The 26,861-nt window shown below is 72.6% G+C and carries 24 protein-coding genes; 18 read left to right on the top strand and 6 right to left on the bottom strand.

Features of this window, described 5'->3' with window-relative positions; all coding sequences use genetic code 11:
• Nucleotides 1-2: 2 nt before the first annotated feature.
• From ACFVVX_RS06880 to ACFVVX_RS06840, 9 genes are all read left to right on the top strand, one after another.
• The gene (locus ACFVVX_RS06880) at nucleotides 3-1,073 is read left to right on the top strand and encodes an aKG-HExxH-type peptide beta-hydroxylase (protein WP_387942208.1); all 1,071 of its coding nucleotides are present in this window, start codon (nucleotides 3-5) and stop codon (nucleotides 1,071-1,073) included.
• Between the two features lie 204 nt (nucleotides 1,074-1,277).
• A complete protein-coding gene (locus tag ACFVVX_RS06875) occupies nucleotides 1,278-1,457 on the top strand; it encodes a hypothetical protein (RefSeq protein WP_387942206.1) in 180 nt (59 codons plus the stop codon).
• Nucleotides 1,458-1,696: 239 nt separating this feature from the next.
• A complete protein-coding gene (gene fxsA / locus ACFVVX_RS06870) occupies nucleotides 1,697-1,882 on the top strand; it encodes an FxSxx-COOH cyclophane-containing RiPP peptide (protein ID WP_387942204.1) in 186 nt (61 codons plus the stop codon).
• Nucleotides 1,883-1,987: 105 nt separating this feature from the next.
• On the top strand, nucleotides 1,988-4,336 hold the full coding sequence (locus ACFVVX_RS06865; protein WP_387942202.1) for an FxsB family cyclophane-forming radical SAM/SPASM peptide maturase: 2,349 nt from the start codon (nucleotides 1,988-1,990) through the stop codon (nucleotides 4,334-4,336).
• 228 nt (nucleotides 4,337-4,564) lie between these two features.
• On the top strand, nucleotides 4,565-5,308 hold the full coding sequence (locus tag ACFVVX_RS06860) for an aminoglycoside N(3)-acetyltransferase (RefSeq protein ID WP_387942200.1): 744 nt from the start codon (nucleotides 4,565-4,567) through the stop codon (nucleotides 5,306-5,308).
• A 218-nt stretch (nucleotides 5,309-5,526) separates the two neighbouring features.
• Nucleotides 5,527-6,993: a glycoside hydrolase gene (locus ACFVVX_RS06855; protein WP_387942198.1), complete on the top strand. Its 1,467-nt coding sequence runs from the start codon at nucleotides 5,527-5,529 to the stop codon at nucleotides 6,991-6,993.
• Between the two features lie 395 nt (nucleotides 6,994-7,388).
• Nucleotides 7,389-7,688: a hypothetical protein gene (locus ACFVVX_RS06850; RefSeq protein WP_387942196.1), complete on the top strand. Its 300-nt coding sequence runs from the start codon at nucleotides 7,389-7,391 to the stop codon at nucleotides 7,686-7,688.
• The gene (locus tag ACFVVX_RS06845) at nucleotides 7,685-9,334 is read left to right on the top strand and encodes an alpha/beta hydrolase (RefSeq protein ID WP_387942194.1); all 1,650 of its coding nucleotides are present in this window, start codon (nucleotides 7,685-7,687) and stop codon (nucleotides 9,332-9,334) included. The genes ACFVVX_RS06850 and ACFVVX_RS06845 overlap by 4 nt, the downstream gene beginning before the upstream one ends.
• A gap of 30 nt (nucleotides 9,335-9,364) precedes the next feature.
• Nucleotides 9,365-9,910: a hypothetical protein gene (locus ACFVVX_RS06840; RefSeq protein ID WP_387942192.1), complete on the top strand. Its 546-nt coding sequence runs from the start codon at nucleotides 9,365-9,367 to the stop codon at nucleotides 9,908-9,910.
• A gap of 60 nt (nucleotides 9,911-9,970) precedes the next feature.
• Here ACFVVX_RS06840 and ACFVVX_RS06835 read toward each other — a convergent pair whose 3' ends face one another.
• Nucleotides 9,971-10,165, bottom strand: a complete 195-nt coding sequence (locus tag ACFVVX_RS06835; protein WP_387942190.1) for a DUF397 domain-containing protein — start codon at nucleotides 10,163-10,165, stop codon at nucleotides 9,971-9,973.
• A 2-nt stretch (nucleotides 10,166-10,167) separates the two neighbouring features.
• On the bottom strand, nucleotides 10,168-11,037 hold the full coding sequence (locus ACFVVX_RS06830; protein ID WP_387942188.1) for a helix-turn-helix domain-containing protein: 870 nt from the start codon (nucleotides 11,035-11,037) through the stop codon (nucleotides 10,168-10,170).
• Nucleotides 11,038-11,356: 319 nt separating this feature from the next.
• On the opposite strand from ACFVVX_RS06830, the gene ACFVVX_RS06825 reads away from it, so the two are divergent.
• The 6 genes from ACFVVX_RS06825 (at nucleotide 11,357) to ACFVVX_RS06800 (ending at nucleotide 18,891) form a co-directional block, all read left to right on the top strand.
• Entirely contained in the window at nucleotides 11,357-11,719 is a 363-nt protein-coding gene (locus ACFVVX_RS06825; RefSeq protein WP_387942186.1) for an ATP-binding protein, read from the top strand.
• Nucleotides 11,716-11,964, top strand: coding sequence for a hypothetical protein (locus tag ACFVVX_RS06820; protein ID WP_387942184.1), 249 nt, complete (start codon nucleotides 11,716-11,718; stop codon nucleotides 11,962-11,964). The genes ACFVVX_RS06825 and ACFVVX_RS06820 overlap by 4 nt, the downstream gene beginning before the upstream one ends.
• Complete coding sequence (locus tag ACFVVX_RS06815; protein ID WP_387942182.1) at nucleotides 11,961-12,179, top strand: hypothetical protein; 219 nt, start codon at nucleotides 11,961-11,963, stop codon at nucleotides 12,177-12,179. Before ACFVVX_RS06820 ends, ACFVVX_RS06815 begins: the two co-directional genes overlap by 4 nt.
• A 322-nt stretch (nucleotides 12,180-12,501) precedes the next feature.
• Entirely contained in the window at nucleotides 12,502-13,848 is a 1,347-nt protein-coding gene (locus ACFVVX_RS06810; RefSeq protein WP_387942180.1) for a TIR-like protein FxsC, read from the top strand.
• Nucleotides 13,845-17,837, top strand: coding sequence for an FxSxx-COOH system tetratricopeptide repeat protein (gene fxsT / locus ACFVVX_RS06805; protein ID WP_387942178.1), 3,993 nt, complete (start codon nucleotides 13,845-13,847; stop codon nucleotides 17,835-17,837). Before ACFVVX_RS06810 ends, fxsT begins: the two co-directional genes overlap by 4 nt.
• 85 nt (nucleotides 17,838-17,922) lie before the next feature.
• Nucleotides 17,923-18,891 carry a 2-hydroxyacid dehydrogenase gene (locus ACFVVX_RS06800; RefSeq protein WP_387942176.1) on the top strand — a complete coding sequence of 323 codons (969 nt, stop codon included), beginning with the start codon at nucleotides 17,923-17,925 and terminating at the stop codon, nucleotides 18,889-18,891.
• A gap of 35 nt (nucleotides 18,892-18,926) precedes the next feature.
• Here the strand turns inward: ACFVVX_RS06800 and ACFVVX_RS06795 are convergent, their stop codons facing one another.
• The 3 genes from ACFVVX_RS06795 to ACFVVX_RS06785 form a co-directional block, all read right to left on the bottom strand.
• Nucleotides 18,927-19,781 (bottom strand): alpha/beta fold hydrolase, encoded by an 855-nt coding sequence (locus ACFVVX_RS06795; protein ID WP_387942529.1) that lies wholly within the window; start codon nucleotides 19,779-19,781, stop codon nucleotides 18,927-18,929.
• Between the two features lie 23 nt (nucleotides 19,782-19,804).
• Nucleotides 19,805-20,725, bottom strand: coding sequence for a DUF4231 domain-containing protein (locus tag ACFVVX_RS06790; RefSeq protein ID WP_387942174.1), 921 nt, complete (start codon nucleotides 20,723-20,725; stop codon nucleotides 19,805-19,807).
• 158 nt (nucleotides 20,726-20,883) lie between these two features.
• On the bottom strand, nucleotides 20,884-21,648 hold the full coding sequence (locus ACFVVX_RS06785; protein ID WP_387942172.1) for a sugar isomerase domain-containing protein: 765 nt from the start codon (nucleotides 21,646-21,648) through the stop codon (nucleotides 20,884-20,886).
• Between the two features lie 221 nt (nucleotides 21,649-21,869).
• On the opposite strand from ACFVVX_RS06785, the gene ACFVVX_RS06780 reads away from it, so the two are divergent.
• A complete protein-coding gene (locus ACFVVX_RS06780; protein WP_387942170.1) occupies nucleotides 21,870-22,562 on the top strand; it encodes a metal-dependent transcriptional regulator in 693 nt (230 codons plus the stop codon).
• A gap of 531 nt (nucleotides 22,563-23,093) precedes the next feature.
• On the opposite strand, the gene ACFVVX_RS06775 is transcribed toward ACFVVX_RS06780, so the two are convergent.
• Nucleotides 23,094-23,801 carry a bifunctional DNA primase/polymerase gene (locus ACFVVX_RS06775; protein WP_387942168.1) on the bottom strand — a complete coding sequence of 236 codons (708 nt, stop codon included), beginning with the start codon at nucleotides 23,799-23,801 and terminating at the stop codon, nucleotides 23,094-23,096.
• 306 nt (nucleotides 23,802-24,107) lie between these two features.
• Between ACFVVX_RS06775 and ACFVVX_RS06770 the strand changes: the two genes are divergently transcribed.
• Together ACFVVX_RS06770 and ACFVVX_RS06765 are read left to right on the top strand one after the other, a co-directional pair.
• Nucleotides 24,108-25,484, top strand: coding sequence for a transcriptional regulator (locus tag ACFVVX_RS06770; RefSeq protein ID WP_387942166.1), 1,377 nt, complete (start codon nucleotides 24,108-24,110; stop codon nucleotides 25,482-25,484).
• Between the two features lie 174 nt (nucleotides 25,485-25,658).
• Nucleotides 25,659-26,792, top strand: coding sequence for a hypothetical protein (locus tag ACFVVX_RS06765; RefSeq protein ID WP_387942164.1), 1,134 nt, complete (start codon nucleotides 25,659-25,661; stop codon nucleotides 26,790-26,792).
• Nucleotides 26,793-26,861 lie beyond the last annotated feature (69 nt).

Here is a 26,861-nt window from a genome sequence, read left to right as displayed (position 1 = left end):
CGATGGGTGTGGACACGGGTGCGGGCGCGGCGGTGGCGGCCGGGGTGCCGGGCTCCAGAGCCGCGGACGGGCTGCAGCGGCACGGACTGGACCGGGAGGTCTTCCGGGCGATCGCGGCGGCGCGCGGCGGTCCGCGGGCCGTACGGCTGCTGCGTGCCGGGCAGGTGAGCAAACGGGCGCTGCTGCTGCTGGCGCTGCGGCGGGCGCTGCCGGCCGGTGAGAAGGCCTTCGCCGAGGCGTACGCCGAGCTCGGTGCCCTGCGGTCGACCGACCGGGCGGGCTGGGAACAGGTGTTGCTGAGACCGGAGTTGGACGCCTGGGCGGCCGACTGCCTGCGCGCGCTGGCGGCCGGGCGGGCCGCGCCGCTCGCGGTGCTGGGGGAGTTCGTCCGGGGCGGGCCGGCGGGGGAGCCCGTGCCGCTGGAGTGCGACGGACTGCACTGGACCCCGGTGATCGACCACGTCGGCCCGCGCCGGGCGGGCTACGGCCGACCGGTCGCCGGACCGCTGAGCGAGGTCGAACTGGCCCAGTGGCACGCGATGTTGGCGCAGGCGTGGCGGATCCTGGTGCGCCGCCACCGCCCGCACGCGGAGGCGGTGGCGGCCTGCGTCAGCACTCTCGTGCCGCTGCACCCGGCCCCGGACGGATCGGCGGTCAGCGCCGCGGCCCGCCGGGCGTACGGCGCGGTCGCGACCTCGCTCCCGGCCGAGCCGGTGCTGCTGGCACTGGCCCTGGTGCACGAGTTCCTGCACGTCCAACTGGGCGCCCTGCTGGACCTCGTGCCGCTGCACCACCCCAACGGCGCCGCGGTGTACCACGCCCCCTGGCGCCCCGACCTGCGCCCGGTCGGCGCCCTGCTCCAGGGCACCTACGCGCACCTGGGCGTCGCCGACTTCTGGCGGGGCGAGCTGGCCGCCGGGGCGCCGGGCGGGGCCCGGGCGGAGCGGGAGCACGTTCGATGGCGGGCGCACACGGGTGCTGCGGTGGGTACCTTGGCGGCGTGCGGTGAGCTCACGCCGAGCGGTCTGGAGTTCACCGAGGAGATCGCCCGGACGGTACGCGAATTCGGGTGAAAAGGGGCTGCCGGCGGCCGACTCCGCGGCGGCGGCCCTTGTGTGGCAATACAATTGGGGAAGGAACGCGGCGCCGCGAACCCGCAAAAAGGACAGTCCTTTTCCATTCGGGAAAAGGGGCGGGAGCCCTGTTGACGACTGGTCAGGTTGCAGCCTGGCAGTCACAGGGCCCCCTGAGCACCGATCTCTGCAGGAAGGCACTCTATGGAACAGGGTACAAGCGCCGACGACCAGCCGACCCCGGAGCCTTCGGGCAACCCGCGCCGACCGGCGCTGCTGCGCCGGGTCCGCGACGCGATGGTCATCGCGGCCTGTGCCGGGGCCGCCGGCGCGCTGGGCAGCCAGCTCGCCACCGCGGCCTGGGGGTACATCGGCCAGCACTGAGCAAGAGGTCCGCCGGGTCCGATCCTGGGCCCGGTGGGCCGCTCGGCGCGTGAAACGGCGAGTGCGCGACCGCTGAACGAGTGAATTTTGGGCGACGAGGCGCCCAGTTCCTGGGCGGATGCCAACTTGCCGGGCGAAGGTGCCGCGCATGGACATCGCGCGGGCCTTGCTGGCGATAGATTGGGGCGCCCGAGGCTACCCATCCTTGGCAGGGCCTAACCGCGCCAGAAGGAACGAATATGACACCGGTAACCAGCACCAGGCCAGGCAGCGAACTGACGGACCCTCAGATCTCGCTGGACCGCCCCTCGCTCGCCGATCTGGCCGCGCTGGGCGCGCAGGAGCTCGCCGCCCGGCTGCACCGCGCCCTCCCCGGCGCGGATTCCGGCCGGGTGCCGGTCGCGGCATTCAATTCCTCGATCTGATCGACCCGTCCATTTACCGGGCCGGGTTTCCCCGGAGCGAATCCAACTGAATCAGATCCTGTGATGACGCGAATTCCGCTGCCATTGACGCAATTCGTGGTCAAGATGCACAGCCGTTGCGACCTCGCCTGCGACCACTGCTATGTCTACGAGCACGCGGACACCAGTTGGCGCGGGCGCCCCAAGGTCATCGGTGACCAGGTCCTGGCCAAGGCCGCCGAACGCATCGGCGAGCACGCGGCCACGCACCGGCTGTCCGCCGTCCGGGTCGTCCTGCACGGGGGAGAGCCCCTGCTCGCCGGCCCGGACCGGTTGCGCCGCGCGGCCGAGGCGTTCCGCGCCGCGCTCGCGCCCGACTGCGCCCTCGACCTGCGGATCCACACCAACGGAGTGCTGCTGGACCGCGCGTTCTGCGAACTCTTCGACGAACTCGGGGTGAAGGTCGGCGTCTCGCTGGACGGCGACCGCGCGGCCAACGACCGCCACCGCCGCTACGCCGACGGCCGCAGCAGCCACCCGCAGGTGCTGCGGGCCGTGGAGCTGCTGCGCCGACCCGCGTTCCGACACCTGTTCGCCGGCCTGCTGTGCACCATCGACGTCGAGAACGACCCGGTGGCGGTCTACCGCGCCCTGGCCGAACTCCAGCCCCCGGCCGTCGACTTCCTGCTGCCGCACGCCACCTGGGAGGAACCGCCGAAACGTCCCTCCACGGCGGGTCGGGCACCCTACGCGGACTGGCTGCTGGCCGTCTACGACCGGTGGGAGGCCGACGGCCGTCCGTTCGCCGTCCGCACGTTCGAGTCGGTGCACCGCACGCTCCGCGGCCTGTCCAGCCTCACCGAGTCGCTCGGCCTGGAGCCGTCCGACCTGGTGGTGCTGGAGACGGACGGCACCTTCGAGCAGGCGGACAGCCTCAAGACCGCCTACGACGGCGCGCCCGCGACCGGCTTCGACGTCTTCACCCACAGCCTCGACCAGGTCGCCCGGCACCCCGGCATCGCCGTCCGGCAGGCGGGGCTCGACGGCCTGAGCGAGACCTGCCGCACCTGCCCCGTCGTGCGGTCCTGCGGAGGCGGTCTGTACGCCCACCGCTACCGGGACGACGATGAGGGCGGCGGCTTCGACCATCCCTCCGTCTACTGCGGGGACCTCATGACGCTCATCAACGGCATCGCCGGCCGGGGAAACCCGCTGCCCGCCGTGCCCGCGCAGGGAACCGAACCGGTGGTGCCGGCGGCGCTCACCGAGCAGCAGCTCGACGAGCTGGCCCGCGGCCACGGCGGCCCGGACACCGTCCGGGCGCTGGCCCGCTCCCAACTCGCCGTGACCAGGGCCATGCTGGCCGCCGCCTGGGGCGCCTCGGGTCTGCGCCACTCGGCCGCCTGGGACCAGCTGTCCACCCTCGACCGCACCGCTCCCGCGGCCCTGGACGCCGTCCTGGCCCACCCGTACGCGCGGGCCTGGGCGGCCCGGCGGCTCGCGGGGGACCTCGGCGCGGGCCTCGGGCCGCTGGCCGGGCTGGCCGCCGCGGCGGCGGTCCGGGCCGGGCAGGGCGACGCACTGGCCGTGCCCGTCCGGGGCGGCGTGCTGGCGCTGCCGACCCTGGGGCGGCTGGCCGGGCTGCCGGACGGGGAGGCGGTCGTCACGGGGGCGGCAGGCGGCTTCACGGTCCGCACGGCCTCCGGCGAGGAGATCACCCCGGCCGACCCGCGCTGGCAGCCCGTCCACCGGATCAGACTGGCCGACGGCTGGACGATCGCTCTGGAGGACACCGACCCGCAGCGCGACAGCCACGACCACCCGGTCGAGGAGCGCCTGTCCGAGGCCGAGCGGCTCAACTGGACCGGGGCGCTGCGCGAGGCCTGGGAACTGCTCGGCCACGACCTGCCGGGCTACGCCGAGGGCATCCGGGCCGGCCTGACCACGGTGACCCCGCTGCGGCCCGGCCCGGCCGGGCGGGACCTCAGCGCGGCGGCCCGGCAGGCGTTCGGGGCCGTCGGCATCGCCAGGCCCGCCACCTCGCCGATCCTGGGGCTGCTGCTGGCCCACGAGTTCCAGCACGTGAAGCTGGGCGCCGTCCTGGACCTGCTGGACCTCCACGACCCGGCCGACACCCGGCTCTACCCCGCCCCCTGGCGCCCGGACCCGCGCCCGCTCGAAGGGCTGCTCCAGGGCACCTACGCGCACCTGGCCGTCACCGAGTTCTGGGGCACCCGGACCCTCGCCTACGACGGCCTGCCCGGCGCGGCCGCCGACCACGCGCGCCTGCAGTTCGCCCTGTGGCGCCGCTACACCGCCGAGGCGGTCGAACGGCTCGCCGGGTCGGGCTCGCTGACGGCGCTCGGCTTGCGCTTCGCCGACGGCATGCGCGGGACCATCGGCCCCTGGCTGGAGGTGCCGCTGCCCGCGGCCGCCGAGCGGGCGGCCCGGGCGACGGCCGTGGTCCACGGCTGAACGCACCGCAGCAGCACAGCGCCACAGCAACGCAGCAGCACAGCACCGTCGTACCGCAGCGCCACAGCACCGCAGCAACGCCGTACCGCAGCAACGCCGTACCGCCGCTGAACGCCCATCCGCCCCGGGCTCCCGCGCCCGGGGCCCTCACCCTGGGGAACCGACATCCTCACCGAACCGCGAGTCCTCGGAAAGACCGAACTGGCCGAGCACTTCACCGAACTCGGCGTGCGCCCGGGCATGGTCGTCCACGTCCAGGCCTCCCTGCGGGCCCTGGGTCCGGTCCCCGGCGGCGCCGCGACCGTGGTGGACGCCCTGCTGCACGCCCTCGACGCCCCCGCCCGCGGCACCCTGGTCGCCTACACCGCGACCCCCGAGAACTCCGCCACCTCCCGGATCCACGCGGCCGCGACGGCCGGCCTCTCGCCCTCCCAGGTGGACGCCTACCGCTCGGGGATGCCCCCCTTCGACCCGGCCACCACGCCCTGCTCGCCGACCATGGGCGCCCTCTCCGAACAGATCCGCACCCACCGGGGCGCCCGGCGCAGCTCCCACCCGCAGACCTCGTTCGCGGCCCTCGGCAGGCTCGCCCGGGAGATCACCCGCACCCACGACCTCACCTCCCACCTGGGCCCCGACTCCCCCCTCGGCCGCCTCTACGACCTGGACGCGCGGGTGGTGATGATCGGCGTCCCGATGTCCCGCTTCACCGCCTTCCACCTGGCCGACCAGCGGATGCCCGACGTCCCTCTTCGCGAGTACCGCTGCGCGGGCCCCCAGGGCTGGATCTCCTTCAAGGCCCCCGACCTGGACGACCTCCACTTCGCCGAGCTGGGCAGCGAGGTCCTGCGGGAGGCCGTGGGCGTCACCGAGCGCCGCATCGGCGGTGCCCGCTGCCGCCTCCTGTCGGTCCGGGAGGCGGTCGACGTGGCCACCGGCATCCTGCACCGCCGGCGCGGTACGCAGGACTGACGCACCGTCCGCCGCAGCGCGCCCGTCCGGCGGGCCGTCGTGGCGCGGTGCCGTGTTCCGGCGCACACGGTTCGCACCCGTTCGACCCGATGGTGAGCCCGGTTCGCCGGGCCGCCACCGACGGTTCGCCCGGAGACCATTGAGACTCCCGTGCCGTTGGTGCAAGATCGACTCCGTTGCCCCTGGGGAGGGGACAACGGTGTCCCGGGGAGGGTTCGATGATCAGTCGTCGAGGCATGCTGCGCGCACTCGCGGCGCTACCGGCGGGTGCGGCGGGCGTCGCGCTGGGGGCGGGGACGGCCCACGCGGACTTCGCCACGGTGCTGAACCCGGCGACCGACTGGGGACCCTGGGAGGGCTGGGGCACCTCGCTCGGCTGGTGGGCCAAGCACGTGGGGCCCGACCAGGCCGTCGCCGACGCCCTGTTCGGACGCGGTCGGACGGAGCTCCTCGGGCAGACCGTGCCGGGCCTCGGCCTGAACATCGTGCGGTACAACGCGGGTGCCTCGGGGGTCAACAGCATCGACGGCCGGACCATGCAGCCGGCGCCCGTGATCGACGACTACAAGCACATCGAGGGCTACCAACTCGACTGGTACGACGACGATCCGGGCTCGGCGAGCTGGAACTGGAACGCCGACGCCCGACAGCGCGACATGATGTGGCTGGCCCGGGACCGCGGGGCGGACGTCTTCGAACTGTTCTCCAACTCGCCGATGTGGTGGATGCTGAAGAACAACGACCCGTTCGGCGCGGACGACGGGAGCTGCAACCTCAACGAGCGGGACTTCGGGCGGCACGCCGCGTACCTCGCCACGGTGGCGCGCTACGCGCACGACCACTGGGGGATCGACTTCTCCTCCGTCCAGCCCGTCAACGAGCCCGGGGCGGCGTGGGGCGGCTCGTGGGGGCACAGCCAGGAGGGCTGCTACTTCTCCCCGGCCCAGCAGGCCGAGCTCATCGCGCACACCCGGTCGCAGCTGGACGTCCTCGGCCTCGGCTGGATGCAGGTGGCCGGGCTGGACGAGTACGACTACGACACGGCGCTGTACACCTGGAACGCCTTCGACGACGCCACCCGGCAGCGGATCGGCAAGGTCAACGTGCACGGCTACGCCCGTAGCCAGCCGCGCGACCAGCTGTACGCGGCCGCCGCGGCGGCCGGGAAGCGCATCTGGCAGTCGGAGTACACGGACTGGATCGCCAACGGGTTCACCACCGCCGAGAGCATCAACCGCGAGCTGCACGAGCTCCACCCGACCGCCTTCGTCTACTGGCAGATCGCGGACTCCCCCGGCTACGGGGCGATCGAGCTCGACGGCTCGGGGGTCTCCAGGGTCAACACCAAGTTCTTCGTCCTGGCCCAGTACACCCGGCACATCAGGCCCGGCATGCTGATCATCGAGACCGGGCATCCGGACGTGGTGGCGGCCTACGACGACGCCGCGGGGAAGCTGGTCGTGGTCGCGGTGAACCGCGGCGACGCGCAGTGGATCGACATCCACCTCTCCCTCTTCGGCGTGATCCCGGCGGAGGGGACCATGGTCGACCGGTGGTGCACCGAGTTCGACGGGGGCAGGCGCTACGAGCACCGCCTGGACACGAGGATCAGCGGAACCCGGTTCTGGTCGCAGTTCCCGGCACGGTCGGTGCAGACCTTCGAGATCTCCGGGATCCGCCGCTAGCCCATGGCGCGAGTTGCGGGCCCCGCCGACCGGAGCGGGGCCCGCTTTCGCGTGCGCCGGGGCGGCCGGTCTCTCCCCCATCCCCTGCGCGAGTGCCGCTGCTCGGGTCTGCGCGGCTGAATCTCCCCGGGCTGTCCACGAGTTGAAGATCGGCGCCGGCTCGCTGCCACCTGGTCCACCGAGGGCCGCGGTGGGCCTGGCCACCGCGACTCTTCCGCCCCTCGCGCCACGCCATTTGAACAGGCGAGTTGGCGAAATCGAACACGAGCGCCGAGTCGACACATAGCATCTGAGTGCTCGGTCGGATGCGTAGCGCGATGTCGTGGACGTAGCGCCAAGCCTTGGTCCGTGCGATTCGTGCACACGTACATTGTCATCTCTGGGGGGAGATCGCGATGCCAGACATCAAGGTCGGTAGGGAGTTACGCGACTCCGCAGGGGTGTCGCAAGCGTTGGGCGAGGAGTTCGCCACGCCGATCACCGCCGCACTGACTGCGGCGAAGACAGCCTCGGGTCAGTTGGCCGGTTGGTCGGTGGCCGGTGCACTCGATCAGCTGGGGACGGGCTGGGCGGCTCCGCTCGACCAGGTCCGGCAGCGGTTGGCCTCCACCGCCACCAAGTTGGTGGCGAACGCGGATGCGCACGACCGAAATGAGCAGGCCATCGCCGGGGCGTGGAAGGGGGGCGTGGAGTGAGCAGCACCTACGAGCTCCTGCTGAAGTTCGACCCGCAGGGCCTGCGCGACGCCGCGAAGAGCTGGAAGGCGCTGGCCCAAGCGGCGAGCACCGTGGACTCCCGTCACCGTGCGCAGGTCAGTGGGCCGTTGCACCAGGGCTGGCACGGCGCCGACGCAGGTGCGGCCTTCGAGTACATGGCCCGTACCGAGCAGCAGGTGGATATCGTCCGGGTGGAAGCCGAGGCTGTGGCCTTGACGCTGAACACTGTTGCGGACCGGATGTACCAGGCGCAGACCAACCTTACGAACGCGGTTCATCGTGCCCAGGACGCCGGGCTGACCGTCTCACTCGACGGAGTCGTCGATCTGCCGGCTCAGACCTGGGACGAGCGCCACGACCAGGACTCCCGAACGGATGAGGCCCGTCGCGCGCTCGCCTCGGCGAAGGGCGCCTACCAGGACCGGATCAACGCGGCCGTGAAGGCCGCACAGGACGCCAGCGACCAGGGCAGGACCGCCCTCGGCAGGCTGGGTGCCGACATCCTGGGCGACAGGCGGGGCTACGGCGCGATCGCGGAGACCAGGCTCGATGCCGCGGATGTGATGAAGGACCTGGGCCTCGCAGGCGAGTACATGCCGGACGGCAAGGACCCGAAGAGGTCGGCCGAGTGGTGGAAAGGCCTGACCCCGGAGCAGCAGGGCACGTATCTGGCCTTACGTCCGGCCGAGTTGGGGAGGATGGACGGCCTGCCGGCCACGGTGCGGGACAAGGCCAACCGGCTCGTCCTCGATCAGAAGCTCGATGCGCTCGAAGCGGGCCACCCGGCAGACTTCGGCCTCGACCAGGAGGCGTACGGGAAGCGTGTGGCAGCGCTGGCGGAGACCAAGAGGAAGCTTGGCGAGAAGGACGCCGAGAAGGACGAAGCGCACCAGATGTTCCTTCTCGGCCTCGATCCCGAGGCGTACAACGGGGACGGGCGCGCGATCGTCGCAACGGGAAATCCGGACAAGGCCGCGCACACCACCGTATTCGTCCCCGGTACGAACACGGATCTCACGGGCGTCCCGGGGCAGATCACGCGCATCCAGCAGCTTCAGGATCAGGCTGAGAGCTACGCCGGGCCCGGCGAGAGAGTCGCTGTGATCTCCTACCTCGGCTATGACACCCCCGAGAGCCTTCCGGAAGCCGCCAACCCCATGCGAGGGATCGACGGAGCCGAGGACATGCGGCGATTCTCCAACGGCCTCGCGGAAGCGCACGGCGGGCCGAAGAGCCACGTCACCTATATCGCCCACAGCTATGGCAGTTATGCGGTAGGCGTCGTAGACAGTGACGGGAGCGGCTTGCGCGCCGACGACATTGTCACCCTGGGAAGCCCCGGAATGGGCGTCAGCTCGGCCGACCAGCTGAACACGGACCCCGAGCACCTGTGGATCGGCGAGGCCACCGACGATGCGACCAGGCTGGTCGGCGGCTGGAGCCTGGGCCCTGGCCCGCACATCGCGGGATTCGGCGGGACCAACATCCACATCGACACCTCAGGGCACGGAGGGTACTGGGACGAGGGCAGCGACAGTCTGGCCAATCAAGCGAAGGTCATGGTTGGGCAGAAGCCGACTACCGCCCCGAAGGAGGACCTGCTCTGGGGTTCGATCCCCCATTGAGGTCCCGACACAGCCGAAGGACCCACCGTCATGGCAACCCCGCACCGCACCGTCGTTCGAGCAGGCCGCCTTCTGAGCGCCGTGCTCATGGTCACAACCCTTGGAGCCTGCATGTCCTCCGGTCCCGCCCCTGGCGCGTCGCCCACTCCGGGGAAGGATGACCCGCTGCCGGTCAAGTCACGCGACGAGGCCGAGGACTGGGCCCGGCAGTTCGTCGCGCATCTGGCCCAGGTCGCAGACATCCAGATCAATGACGAACCAGTCCAGTCACTCTTCACCTCCTGCGTGGGCAGAAACGGCGAAGTGGCGTCGGATGGCCGGTTCACCTTCAGGTACGCGGTGCACAGCAACGTTCCCAACGCCCAACACAATGAGGTCGTTCGCAAGGTCAGGGACCTGCTCACGGGCGAGGGCCTCAAGATCACCGACTACCGGGAGATGCCCGACCATTCGCCGGAGTCACTGGTCTTCGCGCGGCATCCGGTCAGCAACTACCACGTCGACGTCTCCAGCACGGCGGGCAACGATCGCATGGCCCTCGGCGTCAACACCCCGTGCCTCATGCCGCCGTCGTAGTTGCGACGCCTGTGCAGCGGCCCGTGTCCCAGAGTGCTGGGACACGGGCCGCGTTGGGGTTCAGAGGGCGAAGTGGTCGAACTCGCCGGCCTTCGCGCCGCGGATCCAGGCGTCGAGCTTCGTCTTGGTGGTCGTTACAACGTTCGAAGGATCGTCCGACTCGCGGATGTGGACGAGGTCACCGTCCGTGGCGATCTCGACGCAGTCGGCCCTGTCGCCGCTGAAGCTGGATTTCTGCCAGTTGAGCTGATTCACGGCTACCTTCCCTGAACCTTGTAGCGGATGTGCTGGAGCAGGCCACATGAGTCCCGAGAGGTCGGGGACGGTGAGGCGGCGGCCGAGTCCAGCGGGGGAAGTGCCAAGCTTCTGAGCTGGTCGAACTTCCGCCGGAACGAGGCTACCCCTTCGGGATCCCCAAGGAACGACGAATTGTGCGGATGTTCGAGCAGGACGGTGTCCAGCCGATGATGCCGCCCATGCGCCAACACGAACGGTGCGTCGGTGGACGAGTAGGCGGTGCAGTCGAACGGGAGGATCTGGATCGTCACATGTGGCAGCCGCGCCACCTCGACCAGATGATTCAGCTGGTCCCGCATGACGGTCGGGCCGCCGTACATCATGTGCAGCGCCGCTTCGTGGATCACCGCCCGGAACGGGGGCGCGTTCTCCACGTTCAGTACGTGTTGGCGCTTGCGGCGGAACTCGACCTTCTTCTCGGCGTATTCGAGGATGGTCTCGCTGTACGCCTTTGTCTGGAGAAGCCCGGGGATCAGCAGCGTCTGGTAGCTGTCGAGGCCGGTTGCGCTGGCCTCAAGTTCGGCGAGATCGAGCGCGGTGGAGTGCACATGTGGCCTGAAGTCGCTCCACCATCCCTTGCTGTTGCTCTGGCACATGGCGATGAGTCCGGCCCGGTAGTCGGGGTCGGTGACCTGGCATGTGTCGAGCCAGACATGCAGTCGCTCGACGTTGAGGGTGAGTCTGCCAGCCTCGGTGTGGCTGACGGCAGGTCCCTTCATACCGAGCAATTCGCCGATCTCCGGGCCGGAGAGGTCTGCGGCTTCGCGTAGGCGGCGCAGCTCCTCGCCGAAGCGGCGCTGTCGTTCGGTGATTCCACTCCTGAGTCCCACGCGCGTCCCTTCCTGGCTCCGGGCAGTTTGGCGCGTGAGCCTGTCCAGACGCCACTTTGGTGGGCGTGCGCAAGCGGGCGCCTACGGACAGTGTAGGCGTTGCTGCGGAGCGTATTGCAAAGTTGGACCTAAATCCCTTACAGTCTTCTTGCATCGCCCACCGGACGGATTGTCAGTAACGTCCAGAATCAAGGCAGTTGGTACCGGCTGCCCGGGCACCGAAGAGCACTCGTAGGCGGCGCCTCCAACCCCGTCGCGGGCTTGCTCACGGCGACAGACCCTCCAGGTGTGCCCCCTCTACACCGCAGGGAGATTCCCCGTGTGTAACTTCAACACCCCTTCCCTCGCCCTCGCTCGGCAGACCCTGAGCGGCGCCATGGTGCGCGCCGGGTGGAACCAGGACGCCATCTTCGGCGCCGAACTCGCCCTCGCCGAGCTGATCGTCAACGCCTGGCGGCACGGCCGGACCCCCTCCCCGGTCGTCCTCGTCGTCATCCTCGGCGGCACGCTCCGGGTCTCCGTCTCCGACGAGAGCTCCGAGCTCCCCGAGCGGCGGCCGCCCACCGACCTCGCCGAGTCCGGACGCGGCCTCCAGCTGGTCGAGGGCCTCACCCACCGCTGGGGCGCCGAACCCCGCAAGCGCGGCAAGGACATCTGGTTCGAGCTGGACTGCGCCGCGTGAGCGCCCTCCAGCCGGTCGAGCCGGCCGACCCCGGGATCCGCCTGCTCACCGAGCGCCAGGTGGCCGAAATGATCGAGGAACTGCGCTCCGAGGGTCGCGAGTTCGGCGTCCTGCTGCCCTCCGCCACCACCCACAGCGTCGTCGACGGCCGGGTGCTGGTCACCTTCGGCAACGGGCCGACCAGCACCGTGATCAACCTCCTCGCCCTCCTGCGCGAGTTCAAGCGGGAGCGTGGTCGGCAGTGAGCAGCACCACGACCGTCCCCTACCTGGGCGTCGAACCGTCTACCGACCTGCCGGTGCAGGTGCGGCTCGCGGTCGACGAGCGCGTCAACGCCGAACCGGACGGGGAGCTGTTGTTCCGGCTCACCCGCGCGCAGGGTGAGGAGCTGATGCACGGCCTCGCCTGGCGGCTCGGGTGGCGGTGCGGGAAGCCCCTCGCGTCCGGCGGTGCCGCGTGACGGGCCTGCTGGTCCTCATCATCGTGGCGGCCGTCGTCGGTGGGCTCGGTCGGGCGCTGACGAAGTCGGCGGGAGATCGGGCCGACCCCGTGGAGGACGCCGGAGGAGGGTGAGTTGCGGGCCCTGCTGGGAGGAGTGGGGCCCGCTTTCGCGTGCGCCGGGGCGGCTACCGGTGCAGGCCGTGCGCCCCCGATCGTTACGGCCATGTCAACTCCCTCGGGGTGATGTGCTATTCCATTAGCCCCTCAGTCGTTCCTACACTGAAGCCCCGCGTGCGGGGACTGCGGGAATCAGGTTGCCGGCGGGCCAGGGGGAGGCGCGTGTGAACGACCATGGCTGGGACGAGGACGCAGCCCGGCCGTACTTCTTCCTCAGTTACGCCCACACTCCGAAGGCCGGTGCGCGGGGGGCCGGCGATCCGAACCACTGGGTGCGGCAGCTGTACCGGGACCTCTGCGAGGCGGTGCTCCAGCTGACCACCGTGCCCGCCGGGGTACAGGTCGGGTTCATGGACGAGTCCATGCACCAGGGCGAGTTGTGGGCCGACCGGCTCTCCGAGGAGCTGGCCACCTGCCGGGTCTTCGTGCCGCTGTACTCGCCGCGCTACTTCAACAGCGTTCCGTGCGGCCAGGAGTGGCACTCCTTCACCCGGCGGCCGGTCTACCCGGCGAACATCGACTCCGAGCGGACCAGCGGCATCGTCCCGGTGCTCTGGGCCCCGATGAGCCGCTACCGGCTGCCCGAGGTGGCGAGCGAACTCCAGTTCAACCATGCCAGTTTCGGCCCGGACTACGCCACCGAGGGCCTCTACGCGCTGATGAAGCTCACCTACTTCCGGTCCGCGTACGAGCTGGCGGTGCACCGGCTGGCGGCGCGGATCGTGCAGGTGGCGGAGGAGACGGTGATCCCGGTCGGGCGGCGGCTGGAGTTCAACGGGCTGCCGAGCGCGTTCAACGTGACGGCGCCGACCAAGCAGCTGCGGATCTCCGTGCTCTCCTACCACCAGGGCGAGGTGCCGCCGGACCGCAACCCGGACTACTACGGCGCCAAGCGCACCGACTGGCACCCGTACCGGCCGGCCGGCTCCCCGATCGCCCAGCACGCCGTCCGGCTGGCACGGCAGTTGGGGTTCCAGCCGACCGTGCACGAGTTCGAGGAGGAGGCGGACGCGATCATCGGCGGCGAGGCCGCCGCGCCGGGGCTGCTCCTGCTGGACCGCTGGGCGCTGCGGGACGAGCAGCGCCGCGAACTGGTCCGGCGCTTCGACCGGTCGGACGCGACCTGGGTGAGCGTCCTGGAACCGTGGAACATGGACGACCCGGAGTGCGAGGAGCGGCACGGCGAGCTGGGCGGTCTGAGCGACCAGGCGCTGCGCATCACCCGCCGGGCGGGCCGGCCGAGCTTCCTCGGCGTCATGGGCGGGGCACCCGGGCTGAGCAGCCTGGAGGAGTTCGACGACGCTCTTCCCCGGGCCGCGATGAAGGCCAAGTACGCCTTCGAGGGCCGGACCAGGACCGAGCCGGAGGAGCCGGCGCCGTCCCGGCCCAACCTGCGGGACGCCTTCCGGCGCGGGCACGACGGGCCCGCGCCGTTCGGCGACGACGACCACCCAGAACGCCACGGAGGCGACCACCCGGACGACGGGCCGCCCGGGGGAGGAATCACATGAGCGAGAACCGGACCAGGAACCTCCGGGTCGGCGGCCTGAGCGCCGCCGAGCTCGTCGCCCAGCGGGAGGCGGAGCAGGACCGGAACGGCCGGATCATCACCTTCTACTCGTACAAGGGCGGCACCGGGCGCACCATGGCGCTCGCCAACACCGCCTGGATCCTGGCCGCCAACGGCTTCCGGGTGCTCACCGTGGACTGGGACCTGGAGGCGCCCGGCCTGGCCAAGTTCTTCCACCCGTTCCTCGACCCGGCCGTACTGGCCGGGACCACCGGGATGATGGACCTGATCGCCGAGTACCGGGAGGAGGCGCTGCGGCCGGTCGAGCACGCCGAGGGCTGGCACCTCGACTTCGCCCGGGTGCACCCGCACGCGCTCTCGCTGGCCTGGCCGCTCTTCCCGGCCGGCGGCAGCCTGGACTTCCTCTCCGCCGGCCAGTTCAACCGGGACTACTCCGAGGCCGTCACCCACCTCGACTGGGACATCTTCTACGACCGGTTCGACGGCGGGCAGTTCTTCGACGCCCTGCGCGCCGACATGAGCAAGCGCTACGACTACGTCCTGATCGACTCCCGGACCGGCCTCTCCGACATCGCCGAGATCTGCACCGTGCAGATGCCCGACGACCTGGTGGTCTGCTTCACGCTGAGCGACCAGTCCATCGACGGCGCCTCCCGGATCGCCCAGCACATCCACGACCGCTACCGCGAGCGCGGCATCCGCATCCTGCCCGTCCCGATGCGCATCGACGAGGGCGAGAAGGAGAAGGCGGACGCCGGCCGGGCGCTCGCCAGGATCCGCTTCGACGGGCTGCCGGCCGGCCTCAACGGCGAGGAACTCGCCCACTACTGGGGCTCGGTGGAGATCCCGTACCGGCCGTTCTACGCCTACGAGGAGATCCTGGCCACCTTCGGCGACCAGAGCGGCGCCCCGACCTCGATGCTGGCCGCCTGCGAGCGGCTGACCGGCATGATCACCGAGGGCCGGGCCGCCTCGCTCCCGACGGTCGACGAGGAGGTGCGGCTGCGCTACGTGGACGCCTTCACCCGCCGCCGCCCGTCCGTCCCGGCCGACCTCTACCTCTCCTACGTGCCCGAGGACCGGATGTGGGCGGACTGGATCGAATCCGTCCTCACCCGGGCCGGATTCCGCGTCCTGCCCCGGGACCTGAGCGCCGGCTCGGACCCCCGCCAGGAGACCGAGCGGGGGATCGACGCCGCCTACCGGACGGTCGCCGTGCTCTCGCCCGCCTACCAGCGCTCGCCGCAGGCCCGCGCGCTCTGGGAGTCCGTGGTCAGCTCCGACCCGTCCGGCACCCGCCGCCAGCTGGTGCCCGTCCGGGTCGGCGACGTCCGGCTCACCGCGCCGTTCAGCAACCGCAACCCGGTCGACCTGGTCGGCCGGGACGAGACGCAGTCCGTGCAGACCCTGCTGCGGGCGCTCGGCCGCGCGGACGTCCCGCTCGCCGAGACCACCGGCACCGGCCCGCGCTTCCCCGGCAGCAAGCCCCAGGTCTGGGACGTGCCGCCGCGCAACCCCTCCTTCACCGGCCGCGCCGCCGTCCTGGAGCAGCTGCGCAACCAGCTGCGCGGCGGGATGGCCGCCGTGCTGCCCACCCCGCAGACCCTGTACGGGCTCGGCGGCGTCGGCAAGACCCAGGTGGCGCTGGAGTACGCGCACCGCTTCATGTCCGACTACGACCTGGTCTGGTGGATCGACGCCGAGCAGACCGAGCTGGTCGCCCCCTCGCTGGCCGAACTGGCCCGCCGGCTCGGCCTGCGGGTCGGCGACTCGGTCACCGAGGCCGCCGAGGCCGCCCGGGAGGCGCTGCGGCGCGGGGTGCCGACCGCGCGCTGGCTGCTGATCTTCGACAACGCCGACGAGCCCGCCGAGATCCGCCGGTTCTTCCCCGGCGGCTCGGGCCACATCCTGGTCACCTCCCGCAACCAGGCCTGGTCCGGGCACGCGGAGGCGCTGGAGGTCGACGTCTTCACCCGCGGCGAGAGCGTCGAGCACCTGTGCCGGCGCGCCCGCGGCCTCTCCCGCCCCGACGCCGACCGGGTCGCCGAGGCGGTCGGCGACCTGCCGCTGGCCGTCGAGGTCGCCGCGGCCTGGCTGGACACCACCGGCACGCCCGTCGACACCTACGTCTCCCAGCTGCAGGCCGAGGCCGCCCGCGCGCTGGCCGTCGCCCGCCCGGCCGACTACCCGACGCCGGTGGGCGCCACCTGGAACGTCTCCATCGCCCGGCTGCGCACGCAGTCCCCGGCGGCCGTCCGGCTGCTGCAGCTCTGCGCGTTCTTCGCGCCGGAGCCGATCTCGATGAACCTCTTCTACAGCGACCAGATGATCCGCGCGCTGGTGAAGTACGACGAGGACCTCAACGACAAGTTCATGCTGGGCAAGGTGATCCAGGCGATCGGCCGGTACGCGCTCGCCAAGGTCGACGCCGGCAGCAACAGCTTCCAGGTGCACCGGCTGGTCCAGGCGGTGATCCGCTCCGAGATGACCGAGGACGAGCAGGAGGTCGCCGTCCACGAGGTGCACCGCATCCTGACCGGCGCCCGGCCCGTCCTCGGCGACACCGACGACCCGGCCAACTGGCCCGCCTTCGACGAGATCTGGCCGCACCTCTCGCCCTCCAAGGCGCACAACTGCGACGAGGCCGACACCCGGCAGCTGCTCATCGACCGGGTCCGCTACCTGTGGAAGCGCGGCGAGCTGGAGCGCGCCCGCGATCTCGGCCACGCGCTGGACACCGAGTGGAGCCGCAAGCTCGGCATCGACGACCGGCAGACCCTGCTGCTGCGCTTCCAGCTCGCCAACGTGCTGCGCTCGCAGGGCAACTACGCCGAGGCGCTGGCGCTGGACGAGTCCACCCTGGCCCGCCAGCGGGTGCTGCTCGGCGAGCACCACCCGTACACCCTGATGACGGCCGGTTCGCTGGGCGCCGACCGCCGGGCCCTCGGCCGGTTCCAGGAGGCGCTCGAACTGGACCGCGAGATCCTCGACCAGTTCCGCGAGCTGTTCGGCGAGGACCACCCGCGCACGCTCTCCATGGCGAACAACCTGGCGATCGACTTCCGGCTGGTCGGCGACAGCGAGGCCGCCCGCGACCTGGACCGCGAGACCCTGGACCGGCGCACCGCCGTCCTCGGCCCGCGCCACCCGTACACCCTGTCCACCAAGTCCAACCTCGCCCGTGACCTGCGCGAACTGGGCGACTACAAGGGCTCGGCGGACCTGCTCCAGGAGGTCACCGCCGACTTCGGCGACGTGCTGGAGCCGGACCTGCCGGAGAACCTGCGCAACGCCAAGTCGCTGGCCGTCTCGCTGCGCAAGGCCGGACAGCTGGCCGAGGCCCGCCGGATCACCAAGGAGACCTACGAGCGCTACCTGGAGCGGTACGGCGCCGACGCACCCGACGCGCTGGCCTGCGCGCTCAACCTCGCCGCCGACTACAGCGCCTCCGGCGACAAGGAGGCGGCCCGCGACCTCGCCGTCACCGTGTACGAGGGCCACCGGCGGCTGTTCGGCGACGAGCACCCGTTCACCCTGGCCTGCGCCAACAACCTGGGCATCTACCTGCGCGGCAGCGGGGACATCCGGGAGGCGATCGAGCGCGGGCGGGCGACGGTCGACTCGCTGTTGAGCACCGTCGGACCGGAGCACCCGTTCACCCTGAACGCGATGATCAACCTCGCCAACGCCTACGGCGACGACGGCGAGTACGACCGCGCCGAGGAGCTGGAGCGCGCGGCCTACGCGGGCCTGTGCGACCGCTACACGCCCCGGCACCCGGACGCCGTGGCCTGCGAGGCCAACCTGGCCGTCACCCTGCGCTCGGCCGGCCGGCACACCCAGGCCGCCGAGCTGCGGGCCCGGTCGGTCGCCGAGCTGATCCGCCAGTTCGGCGAGGAGCACCCCAACACCGTCTCGGCCCGGGGCTGGAAGCGGATCAACCGGGACCTGGAGCCGCAGCCGGTGTAAGAGGCGGGGGCCTGGGGGCCCGGGGCGGGCAAGGGGCCTGGGGGCCTACGGGCCCGGGGCGTACCCGGCGTATGCTTCGGGCCCTATGAGCGAGCCCCTGCCCCCGGTCCTGGTCACCCGCCGCCTCGCGCCCGGGGTGGTCGAACGGCTCACCGCGCACCACGCGGCCACCCGGCACGACTCGGAGCTGCCGATGGCACGCGCCGAGCTGCTGGCGGCCGTCCGGGGCCGGTCGGCCGTCATCACCACCCTGGACGACGTGGTGGACGGCGAGTTCCTGGACGCGGCCGGTCCGGGCCTGCGGATCGTGGCCAACCACGCGGTCGGCCACCACAACGTCGACCTGGCCGCCTGCGCCGAGCGCGGCGTGCTGGTCAGCAACACCCCCGGCGTGCTCACCGCCGCCACCGCGGACATGGCCTGGGCGCTGCTGCTGGCCGCCACCCGCCGGCTCGGCGAGGGCGAGCGGTGGCTGCGGTCCGGCCGGCCGTGGGCCTGGGCACCGACCTTCCTGCTCGGGATGGAGCTGTCCGGCACCCCGCTGGGCGTCCTCGGCATGGGCCGGATCGGGCAGGCCGTCGCCCGCCGGGCCCGGGCCTTCGACATGCCGGTCGCCTACCACAACCGCCGCGAGCTGCCGCCCGGGGAGGCCGAGGGGGCCCGCCTGCTGCCGCTGGACGACCTGCTCGCCCAGTCGACGGTCCTGGTGGTCACCTGCCCGCTGAGCGCCGCCACCCGCCACCTGCTGGACGCCGACCGGCTGGCCCTGCTGCCGGCCGGCGCGGTGGTGGTCAGCATGACCGCCGGGGTGGTGGACGAGGTGGCGCTGGCCGCCGCCCTGGAGTCGGGGGCGCTGTTCGCCGCCGCCGTCGACAACTTCGAGCGCGAGCCCGCCGTCCCCGCCGAACTGCTGGCCCAGGAGCGGGCCGTGCTGGCCCCGCACCTGGGCAGCGCGACCGTCCGCACCCGCCAGGCGATGGGCGGCCTCGCCGTCGACAACGTCCTCGCGGTGCTGGCCGGCGGCGCACCGGTGACGCCGGTCGGCACGCCGTAGCGCCCGCCGTAGCGCACGCTCCGGGCCCGCGGGCGCTAGCCCGCGGCCCAGCCGAGCGCCGCCGTCATCACCCGGAAGGCGCCGAAGTGCGCGGCGCCGGGCTCCAGGAAGAGCGTGGCGCCGGGCACGTGGTCGGCCAGCCAGCGGGAGTGCTCGACCGGGGAGAACTGGTCGTCCGCGCCGTGCCACAGCCAGGTCGGCACCGCGATGTCCTCGACCTTGAAGCCCCAGTCGGCGGTGAACGCCAGCACGTCGTCGATCCAGCCGTCCGCGCTGTGCCGGAAGGCCTCGACGTAGTTGCTCTGCAGCATCCGGCGCAGTCCGGCGTCGGCGACCACCTCCCGGTCGGTGGGCGGCAGTTCGGGCCGCAGGCCCTTGAGCAGGCTGACCGGGTCGTCCTTGATCTGCTGGGAGCGGAACTGCATCGCGTCGGCGATCCGGTCGTGGCCCCGCTCGGCCTCCCGGTAGGCCCGCACGTTGGACGGGGTCATCCCGGCGTACCAGTCCAGGCCGGCCGCCGCCCGGGGCGCCAGGCTGACCAGGACGGCCACCCGGGCGACCCGGTCGGGCAGCAGCGCGGCACAGGCCAGCGCGTGCGGACCGCCGCCGGAGCGGCCGAGGATCGCGAAGTCGGTGAGCCCGAGCTCGTCCGCGATGGTCCGCACGTCCGCCGCCGCCGCGCTCACCCGGCGGCCGGGCAGCCGGGTGGAGTCGCCGTAGCCGGGCCGGTCGAAGGAGATCAGCCGGACGCCCAGCCGGTACAGCACGGTGGTGCGCGGGTGCGGGCCGACCCGGCTGCCGGGGGTCCCGTGCAGCAGGAAGACCGGCCGCCCGCGCGGATCGCCCAGGATCTCGACCGCGAGGGCGCGGCCGTCCGCCGCCTTGATCATCCGTAACGCCACGCGCGGCCTCCTCAGTGCTCCCGGCCGCGGACCTCGCGGCGGGCCTGCCAGGTGGTGTGCTCGCGGGAGACCGCGTCCTCGGCGTCCCGCGCCAGTCGGGCCCAGACCTCCTCCGCGTCGGCCGCCCGCAGGTCCAGCCGGGCCAGCTGGGTCCGGATCAGCTCCAGCTCGTCGGCGGCCAGGGCGTACGCGGCGGCCAGCGGGCGGTACTGGCGCAGCTGGGACCAGGCGGTGACCGAGGCGGCCACCGCCGAGACGGTGCCCAGCGCGTCGTAGCCGAACTCGCCCATCGCCCGCAGCACCGCCAGCACCAGGCCGAGCAGCGGCAGCACCACGCCCAGCACCCCGGTCCAGAAGCCGGCCCGCGCGCAGTACCGGGCCTTCGTCCGGTACCAGTCGTGCTGCACCTGGATCCGCTCCTGGAGGTACGCCTCGCGGCGGACCGCCAGCGGCTGGGCGCGCAGGCCGCGCATCGTCTCGGTGATCTCGGCGCCGGTGCCGGTGCCGACCGCGCGGCTGCCCTGGAAGGCCTGCATCACCCGCCCGAGCTGGAAGCTGTACAGGCCCTCGGCGTCCGGGAGGCTGCGCGGGGGCGGCTGGTAGGCGTCGGCGCGGACGGCGAACTTCCAGGCCAGGGTCTTCACCGACTCGGCGGCCGCCCGGCCCTCGTACCAGAGGCCCTGCGGGTTCTGCCGGCTGACCACCACGGCCAGCGCGATCGCGCCGAGGTAGGCGACGGCGGCCGGCCAGGCCCAGGGGGCGCCGTCGGCGGAGCCGGTCGCGGCGGCGGCGACCAGAAGCACCAGCTCCCAGGCGGAGAGCAGGACGGCCCGGCGCTGGCCCTGCTGGGAGGCCGAGTCGGCGGCCCAGAACAGCTCGGGCAGCAGCTCCCGCTCGCGCACCCACCCCATCGGCCCCGCACCCGATGCCATCCTCGGCCCCCACCCGTCGCTCCGGTCGCACCGCTGTCCTGCCCCGGCCCGGCCGCCGGTACGCCCCCGGCCCGGCCGCAATGGCCGGGAAGACCCGGAGGTTGTCCCATATCGCGGCCCTCGCCCCGCGGCGGCCGCGGGGCGCCCCGCGGCCGGTCTCAGTAGGTGTAGAAGATCCGGTCCGCGTTGTCGGCCATCTGCTTGGCGTTCCACTCGGTGCCGCCGGGCACGTTGCCGGAGCGGAAGAGCGGCGGGGTGACGCCGGTGCCGGCGGCCGCCGCATCGGCCAGCCGGCCGACCGCCGAGGCGACCACGGCCTGCATCAGGGCGCTGGTGACGATGGTGGAGACCGGGCCGAAGGTGGTCTCGGCGGCCGGGTGGGTCAGCTCGCCGTCGCCGACCGCGATCTTGTTGTCCAGCACCACGTCGCAGTGGTCCTTCAGGTAGCCGCCGGAGGGGTGCGCCGAGGCGACCTCGGCCGGGTAGGCGAGCGAGGTCACCCCGATCACCTTGAGGCCGCGGGAGCGGGCGTACTGGGCCAGCTCGACCGGCATCACCTGGCGGCCGGAGAGCGAGATGACGAAGAGCAGGTCCCCGGTGGTCGCCGGGGTGAGGTCCAGGGTGGTGGTGGCCAGGCCGGAGACCCGCTCCAGCGCGCTGGCGAGCGGCGCGGGCATCACCGTCACCCCGGCCATCCCGGGGACGTCCAGCAGGTTCATCGGGACCAGGCCGCCGGCCCGGTAGACCACGTCCTGGGCGGCCAGCGAGGAGTGGCCGGAACCGAAGGTGAAGATTCGGCGTCCGTCGGAGACCGCCTCCGCGAGCAGTGCGGCGGCCGCCTCGATGTTCTCCGCCTCCTCCGTGCGGACCCGCTGGAGGTGGGCGATCGCGGTGTCGAAGTACCGGCCGACCAGGTCGCTCATCTGTTGCCTTCGCTCTCTGCCGGTGGGGGAGCCGGCCGGGTGGGGCGGTCCGGGTGGTCCAGACCGCCAGTGGAGAAAGCTACGGCGAGCACCGTGGTGCCTCGGCGGCTCCGCTGTCAACAGGAACGAAAACCGGGCCCAGGGGCCCCGGCGCGGACTCGGTTGTCTGCGCGGTACGTCAGAATTGGCGGTGAGGACACCGAGGAACGGAGCCAGCGGCGATGTCTGGGCTGATCGACACCACTGAGATGTACCTTCGCACCATCCTGGAGCTGGAGGAGGAGGGCATCACCCCGATGCGCGCCCGGATCGCCGAGCGCCTGGAGCAGAGCGGTCCCACGGTCAGCCAGACGGTCGGCCGGATGGAGCGCGACGGGCTGCTCCAGGTCGCGGGCGACCGCCATCTGGAGCTGACCGAGGAGGGGCGCCGGCTCGCGGTGCGGGTGATGCGCAAGCACCGCATCGCCGAGTGCCTGCTGGTCGACGTGATCGGCCTGGAGTGGGAGCAGGTGCACGAGGAGGCCTGCCGCTGGGAGCACGTCATGAGCGAGACCGTGGAGCGCAAGGTCCTCGCGATGCTCGGCCACCCCACCCAGTCCCCGTACGGCAACCCGATCCCGGGTCTGGACGAGCTGGGCGACGCCAAGGCCGAGGGCGAGGGCTTCGACGCCGCGCTCATCTCGCTGGACGCGGTGCAGCCGGGTACCGCGGGCGCCAGCGTGGTGGTCCGCCGGATCGGTGAGCCGATCCAGACCGACGGCGAGCTGATGCGCACGCTGCGCCGGGCCGGCATCCGGCCGGGCTCGACGGTCAAGGTCACGGCCGGGGTCGGCGGGGTGCTGGTGGGCAGCGGCGAGAACGCCGCCGAGCTGGGCAAGGAGATCGCCGCGCACGTCTTCGTGGCGCAGGTCTGACCTTCCGGCCGCGGTGCCGTACCGCGGCGGAGGAGTCGCAGGACATGAGCAGGGCCCGGTACTCCCCAGTACCGGGCCCTGCTCGTTCCTCCCCGTTCCCTCCCGCCCCGCGGCACCGGCCACCCCGAACCCGGCCGGTACCGCGGACCTCCCCTGCGGTCCCCTCCTGCTCCCTCCCGTCCCCTCCGTTCCCCTCCTGATCCCCTCCGTCCCCTCCGGTTCCCTCCCGACCGCCCCGCCCGGCTTCCCCGTCCGAGCGCCCCTTCCGGCGTCCCCTCACGATGGAATTTCTCCCCTCGGCAGATCATGGCAATCCTTGAGCGTTGTCACTCGTACGAGGGGCTTTCGCCGTTGACCAGCGGGTACACCGAAGCCTTATCCGGACATGCGTGTGACGGGCCCTGCCTCCGGTGGGAGGCAAGGCCCGTCAGTCGCGCGCGGGGTGTCGCGCGGTGCACACCCTCACCCGATAGGCGTAGGGCGGCCGTTCACGGGACGGTGAATCACACCGTCGGCCCCGGACCGGACGGCTCAGTGGACCGCCGCCGGCTGGGCCGCCTGGGGGTGCGCCGCGGGGGCCTCGCGCCCGCACGCGTACGCCAGCGGGCTGATCAGCTCGGCCGCGTCCGGCAGCCAGCGGTTCAGCGCGGAGGGCGAGCGGGCCCACTGGGCGAAGCCGCACGGACCGACCCGGGAGGGCGGGGCGACCGTCCAGTCGCCCTCGCCGCGGGCCACCAGGTCGAGCCGGCCCTGCGGCCAGCCGAGCTTGCGGAGCATCTCGGGGAGCTTGGCCGCCACCCCGGGGAGCACCAGGAAGTGCAGCCGCCGCCCGACCCGCCCGGGCGCGGCCGGGACGGCGACCACCGGGCCGAGCTGGAGGTCCATCCGCTCCATCCGGGCCAGGGCCAGGCAGCCGGCCACCTCGGGCACGTCCAGGACGTCGAAGGAGCGGCCGGTGGGCAGCAGGATCGACGCCGCGGGGCGCTCGGTCCACCACCGGCGCACCGCACCCGGGCCGGCGCTCGCCTTGCGGGCCCAGTCCGCGTCGAGCGGGTGGGCCCCGGGCAGTGGGCAGCGCAGGTCGCCGCACGAGCAGCGGGCCGGACCGTCGCCGTCGATCAGCCAGGCGCCCGGGGCGACCTCCCAGTGGCGGTTCTCGGCGTAGCTGACGGCTTCGATGAGCAGCGGGGGCAGTTCGGCACTGCCGCCCTGGTCGGGGGGTCCTGGGATGTCTTCCACGCGCTGCTCAACTACCGTGCGTGAGGCTGGTTACGGCCGCGCGGGAGCCGGTCTTCCGCGTGGCGGCAATGTCACCCGAACCGGTGAGGCAACCGAGTTGGGGTGGGCGGGGGCGGGCGCAGTGGGGGCGCACGGGAGCATTTCCCAGGGCGCGTGGGGGGTGGGGATCGTCACCGTGGGTATCCCGCTGGCGTTGCTGATCGCTAACCTGGTGTCAGATTCCTTGGACGGTCGGACAGTCGGCAACAGATCAGCAGAATCGTCGCCCGCCGGCCGGGACCGGAGGGTGTGGGGAGGCGAAGCCCAATGGCCGCGAGACCACTTGTCGCACGACAGCCCAACGAGCGCCTGCAGCAGTTGATCCAGGAGGCCAGCTGCTCGAACGCCGGTCTGGCACGGAGAGTCAATCTGTGCGGGGCCGAGCACGGCCTGGACCTGCGGTACGACAAGACGTCGGTGGCGCGCTGGCTGCGGGGCCAGCAACCGCGCGGCCAGGCGCCGGCGGTGATCGCCGAGGCGCTCGGCCGCAAACTCGGCCGCGGTGTGTCGGTCGAGGAGATCGGCATGGCCGACGGCAAGAACCTCAGCTCCGGTATCGGGCTGCAGTTCGCGCCGACGCTGAACGCCGCGCTGGAGCAGGTCTGCGAGCTGTGGCGCAGCGACGTCGGCCGGCGGGACTTCCTGACCGGTGCCACGGTCGCGGCCTCCGCGCTGGTCGAGCCCAGCCGGGACTGGCTGATCACCCCGCCGGACCCGGTGGTGGCCCGGACCGGCGGCCCGCGGGTGGGCCCGACCGACGTCGCGGCGATCAAGGCGACCACCGCGATGCTGGTCGACCTGGACCACCGCTTCGGCAGCGGCCACGTCCGTCCGGTGGTCGTCCACTACCTCAACAGCGTGGTCTCCAGCCTGCTCGGCGGCGCCTACCGGGAGGAGACCGGTCGGCAACTCTTCGCGGCGGTCGCCCGGTTGACGGAGCTGGCCGGCTACATGGCGGTGGACACCGGCCAGCCGGGCCTCGCCCAGCGGTACTACATCCAGGCGCTGCGGCTCGCCCAGGCGGCGGACGACCGGGGCTACGGCGGGTACGTGCTGGCCGCCTCGATGAGCCACCTGGCGGCGACCCTGGGCAACCCTCGGGAGATCGCCCAACTCGCCCGCGCCGCCCAGGAGGGCGCCCGCTCGGTGGCCACCCCGACGGCGATGGCGATGTTCTACGCGGCCGAGGCGCGCGGCCACGCCCTGCTGGGGGACGCCCGCTCCTGCGAGGCGGTGGCGGCCAAGGCCCTGGAGGCGATGGAGCGGCGCCGCCCGGAGGACGACCCGGACTGGATCGTCCACTTCGACGACGCCTACCTGGCCGACGAGCTGGCGCACTGCCACCGGGACTTGGAGCAGGCCGGTCCGGCCGAGCACTACGCCCGGCGGGCGCTGGACCTGCACCCGCCGACCAGGGTCCGGCGCCGCGCGGTGGACCTGGTGCTGCTCGCGACGGCCCAGCTCCAGCAGCGGGACCTGGAGCGCGCCTGTGAGACGGGTGCGCAGGCGGTGCGGCTGCTGAGCGGGCTGCGCTCCAACCGGGGCGTGGAGTACCTGGACGAGTTCCGCCGCCGGCTGGAGCCGTTCCGGGAACAGCGGGTGGTCCGCGAGTTCCAGGCCCGGGCGGAGGCGGAGGCCGCCTGACCAGCGCCGGGGTGCGGTAGGTGCGGGGCCGGTGAGGGATGTCCCGCCCACGTGGTCACCCGGTTCGGTGAACCGGTAGCGTGGGCGCGACGTCCAAGGAACTGTGATGCTCCCAAGAACCGACGAGATGTGGTCCGCCGTCAGCGCGCGGTCGTGCACAGGTGAGGAAACGCGTTGAGCCAGCGCCGCTCGTACCCCAACTCGGGTGACTTCAACCTGGACGATCTGTTTCGCCCGGAGCCCGGTCAGCAGCCCCAGCAGCCCCAGCAGCCTCAGCCCCACGGGCAGCCGGTGCAGCCGGGCCCGCACGGGCAGCCGCTGCCGCCCGGTGCGCCGACGGGCCAGCCGGAGTACCTGGGGGAGGGCGTCCCGGCCCAGGGCGGCCCGTACGGCGGGCAGCCGGCGGCCGACCCGGCCCCGGCCACCCAGTACCTCCCGCCGTACCCCGGAGGCGCCCCGCAGCAGGGCTACCAGGACCAGAGCCACGCCTACCCGACGCAGGCGATGCCGCAGCAGCAGGCCGCCCCGCTGCCCGGCTACCCGCCGCAGCCACAGCAGCAGCAGGCGTACCCGGCGTACCAGCCGCCCGCGCAGGACTACCCTCCGGCGCAGGACTACCCGCCGGCCGGGGACTACCCGACCTCGCAGGTCTCCGCCCGCCAGGGCGGCGGGCGCTCGTCCGGCAAGCTGATCGTCGGTGGTGTGGTGGCGGGCTGTGTGGCGGCCGGCATCCTGGTCGCCGTCCTGATGGGCGGCGACGACGAGAAGCCGGGCAAGGAGAAGCAGGCCGCCCCCGTGGCCACCGGCACCACCGCCGGCACCGCGCCCACCACGGGCGGTTCGGCCCCCGCCGTCAGCCCGGAGGTCAAGGCCCAGGCGCAGGCGCTCTCCGACCTGCTCGCCACCGCCAACGACAGCCGCCAGGCGGTGATCGGCGCGGTGGGGTCGGTGCAGAAGTGCGACAAGCTGCCCGAGTCCCAGCAGGCGCTGACCGAGGCGGCGGGCAAGCGCCGGGACCTCCAGGCGAAGCTCTCGAAGCTCAAGGCGGACCAGCTGCCGAGCGGCCAGCAGCTGGTGGACCAGCTCAACCAGGCCTGGCAGGCCTCGGCGACGGCCGACGACGAGTACGCGGCCTGGGCCGGGGACTCGCAGGCAGGCTGCGACCCCAAGAAGCTGGACAACCAGCACTACAAGAACGCGGTCCAGTCCAGCGGTACGGCCACCACCGCCAAGAAGCAGGCCGCCGGCCTCTGGAACGCCGTGGCCGGCCAGACCGGCCTGCCGACCAGGACCGACGGCGACCTCTGAGCCCGGGGCCGCACAGGGCGCCCGGGCCCGCCGACGCCGAGGGCCGGACCAGAGCGGTCCGGCCCCGCG

The sequence above is a fragment of the Kitasatospora sp. NPDC058170 genome, assembly GCF_042883905.1.
Classification (GTDB): Bacteria; Actinomycetota; Actinomycetes; order Streptomycetales; family Streptomycetaceae; genus Kitasatospora.
Note: the sequence above shows the minus strand (reverse complement) of the source record. Positions and strands in the feature narration are given on the sequence as shown.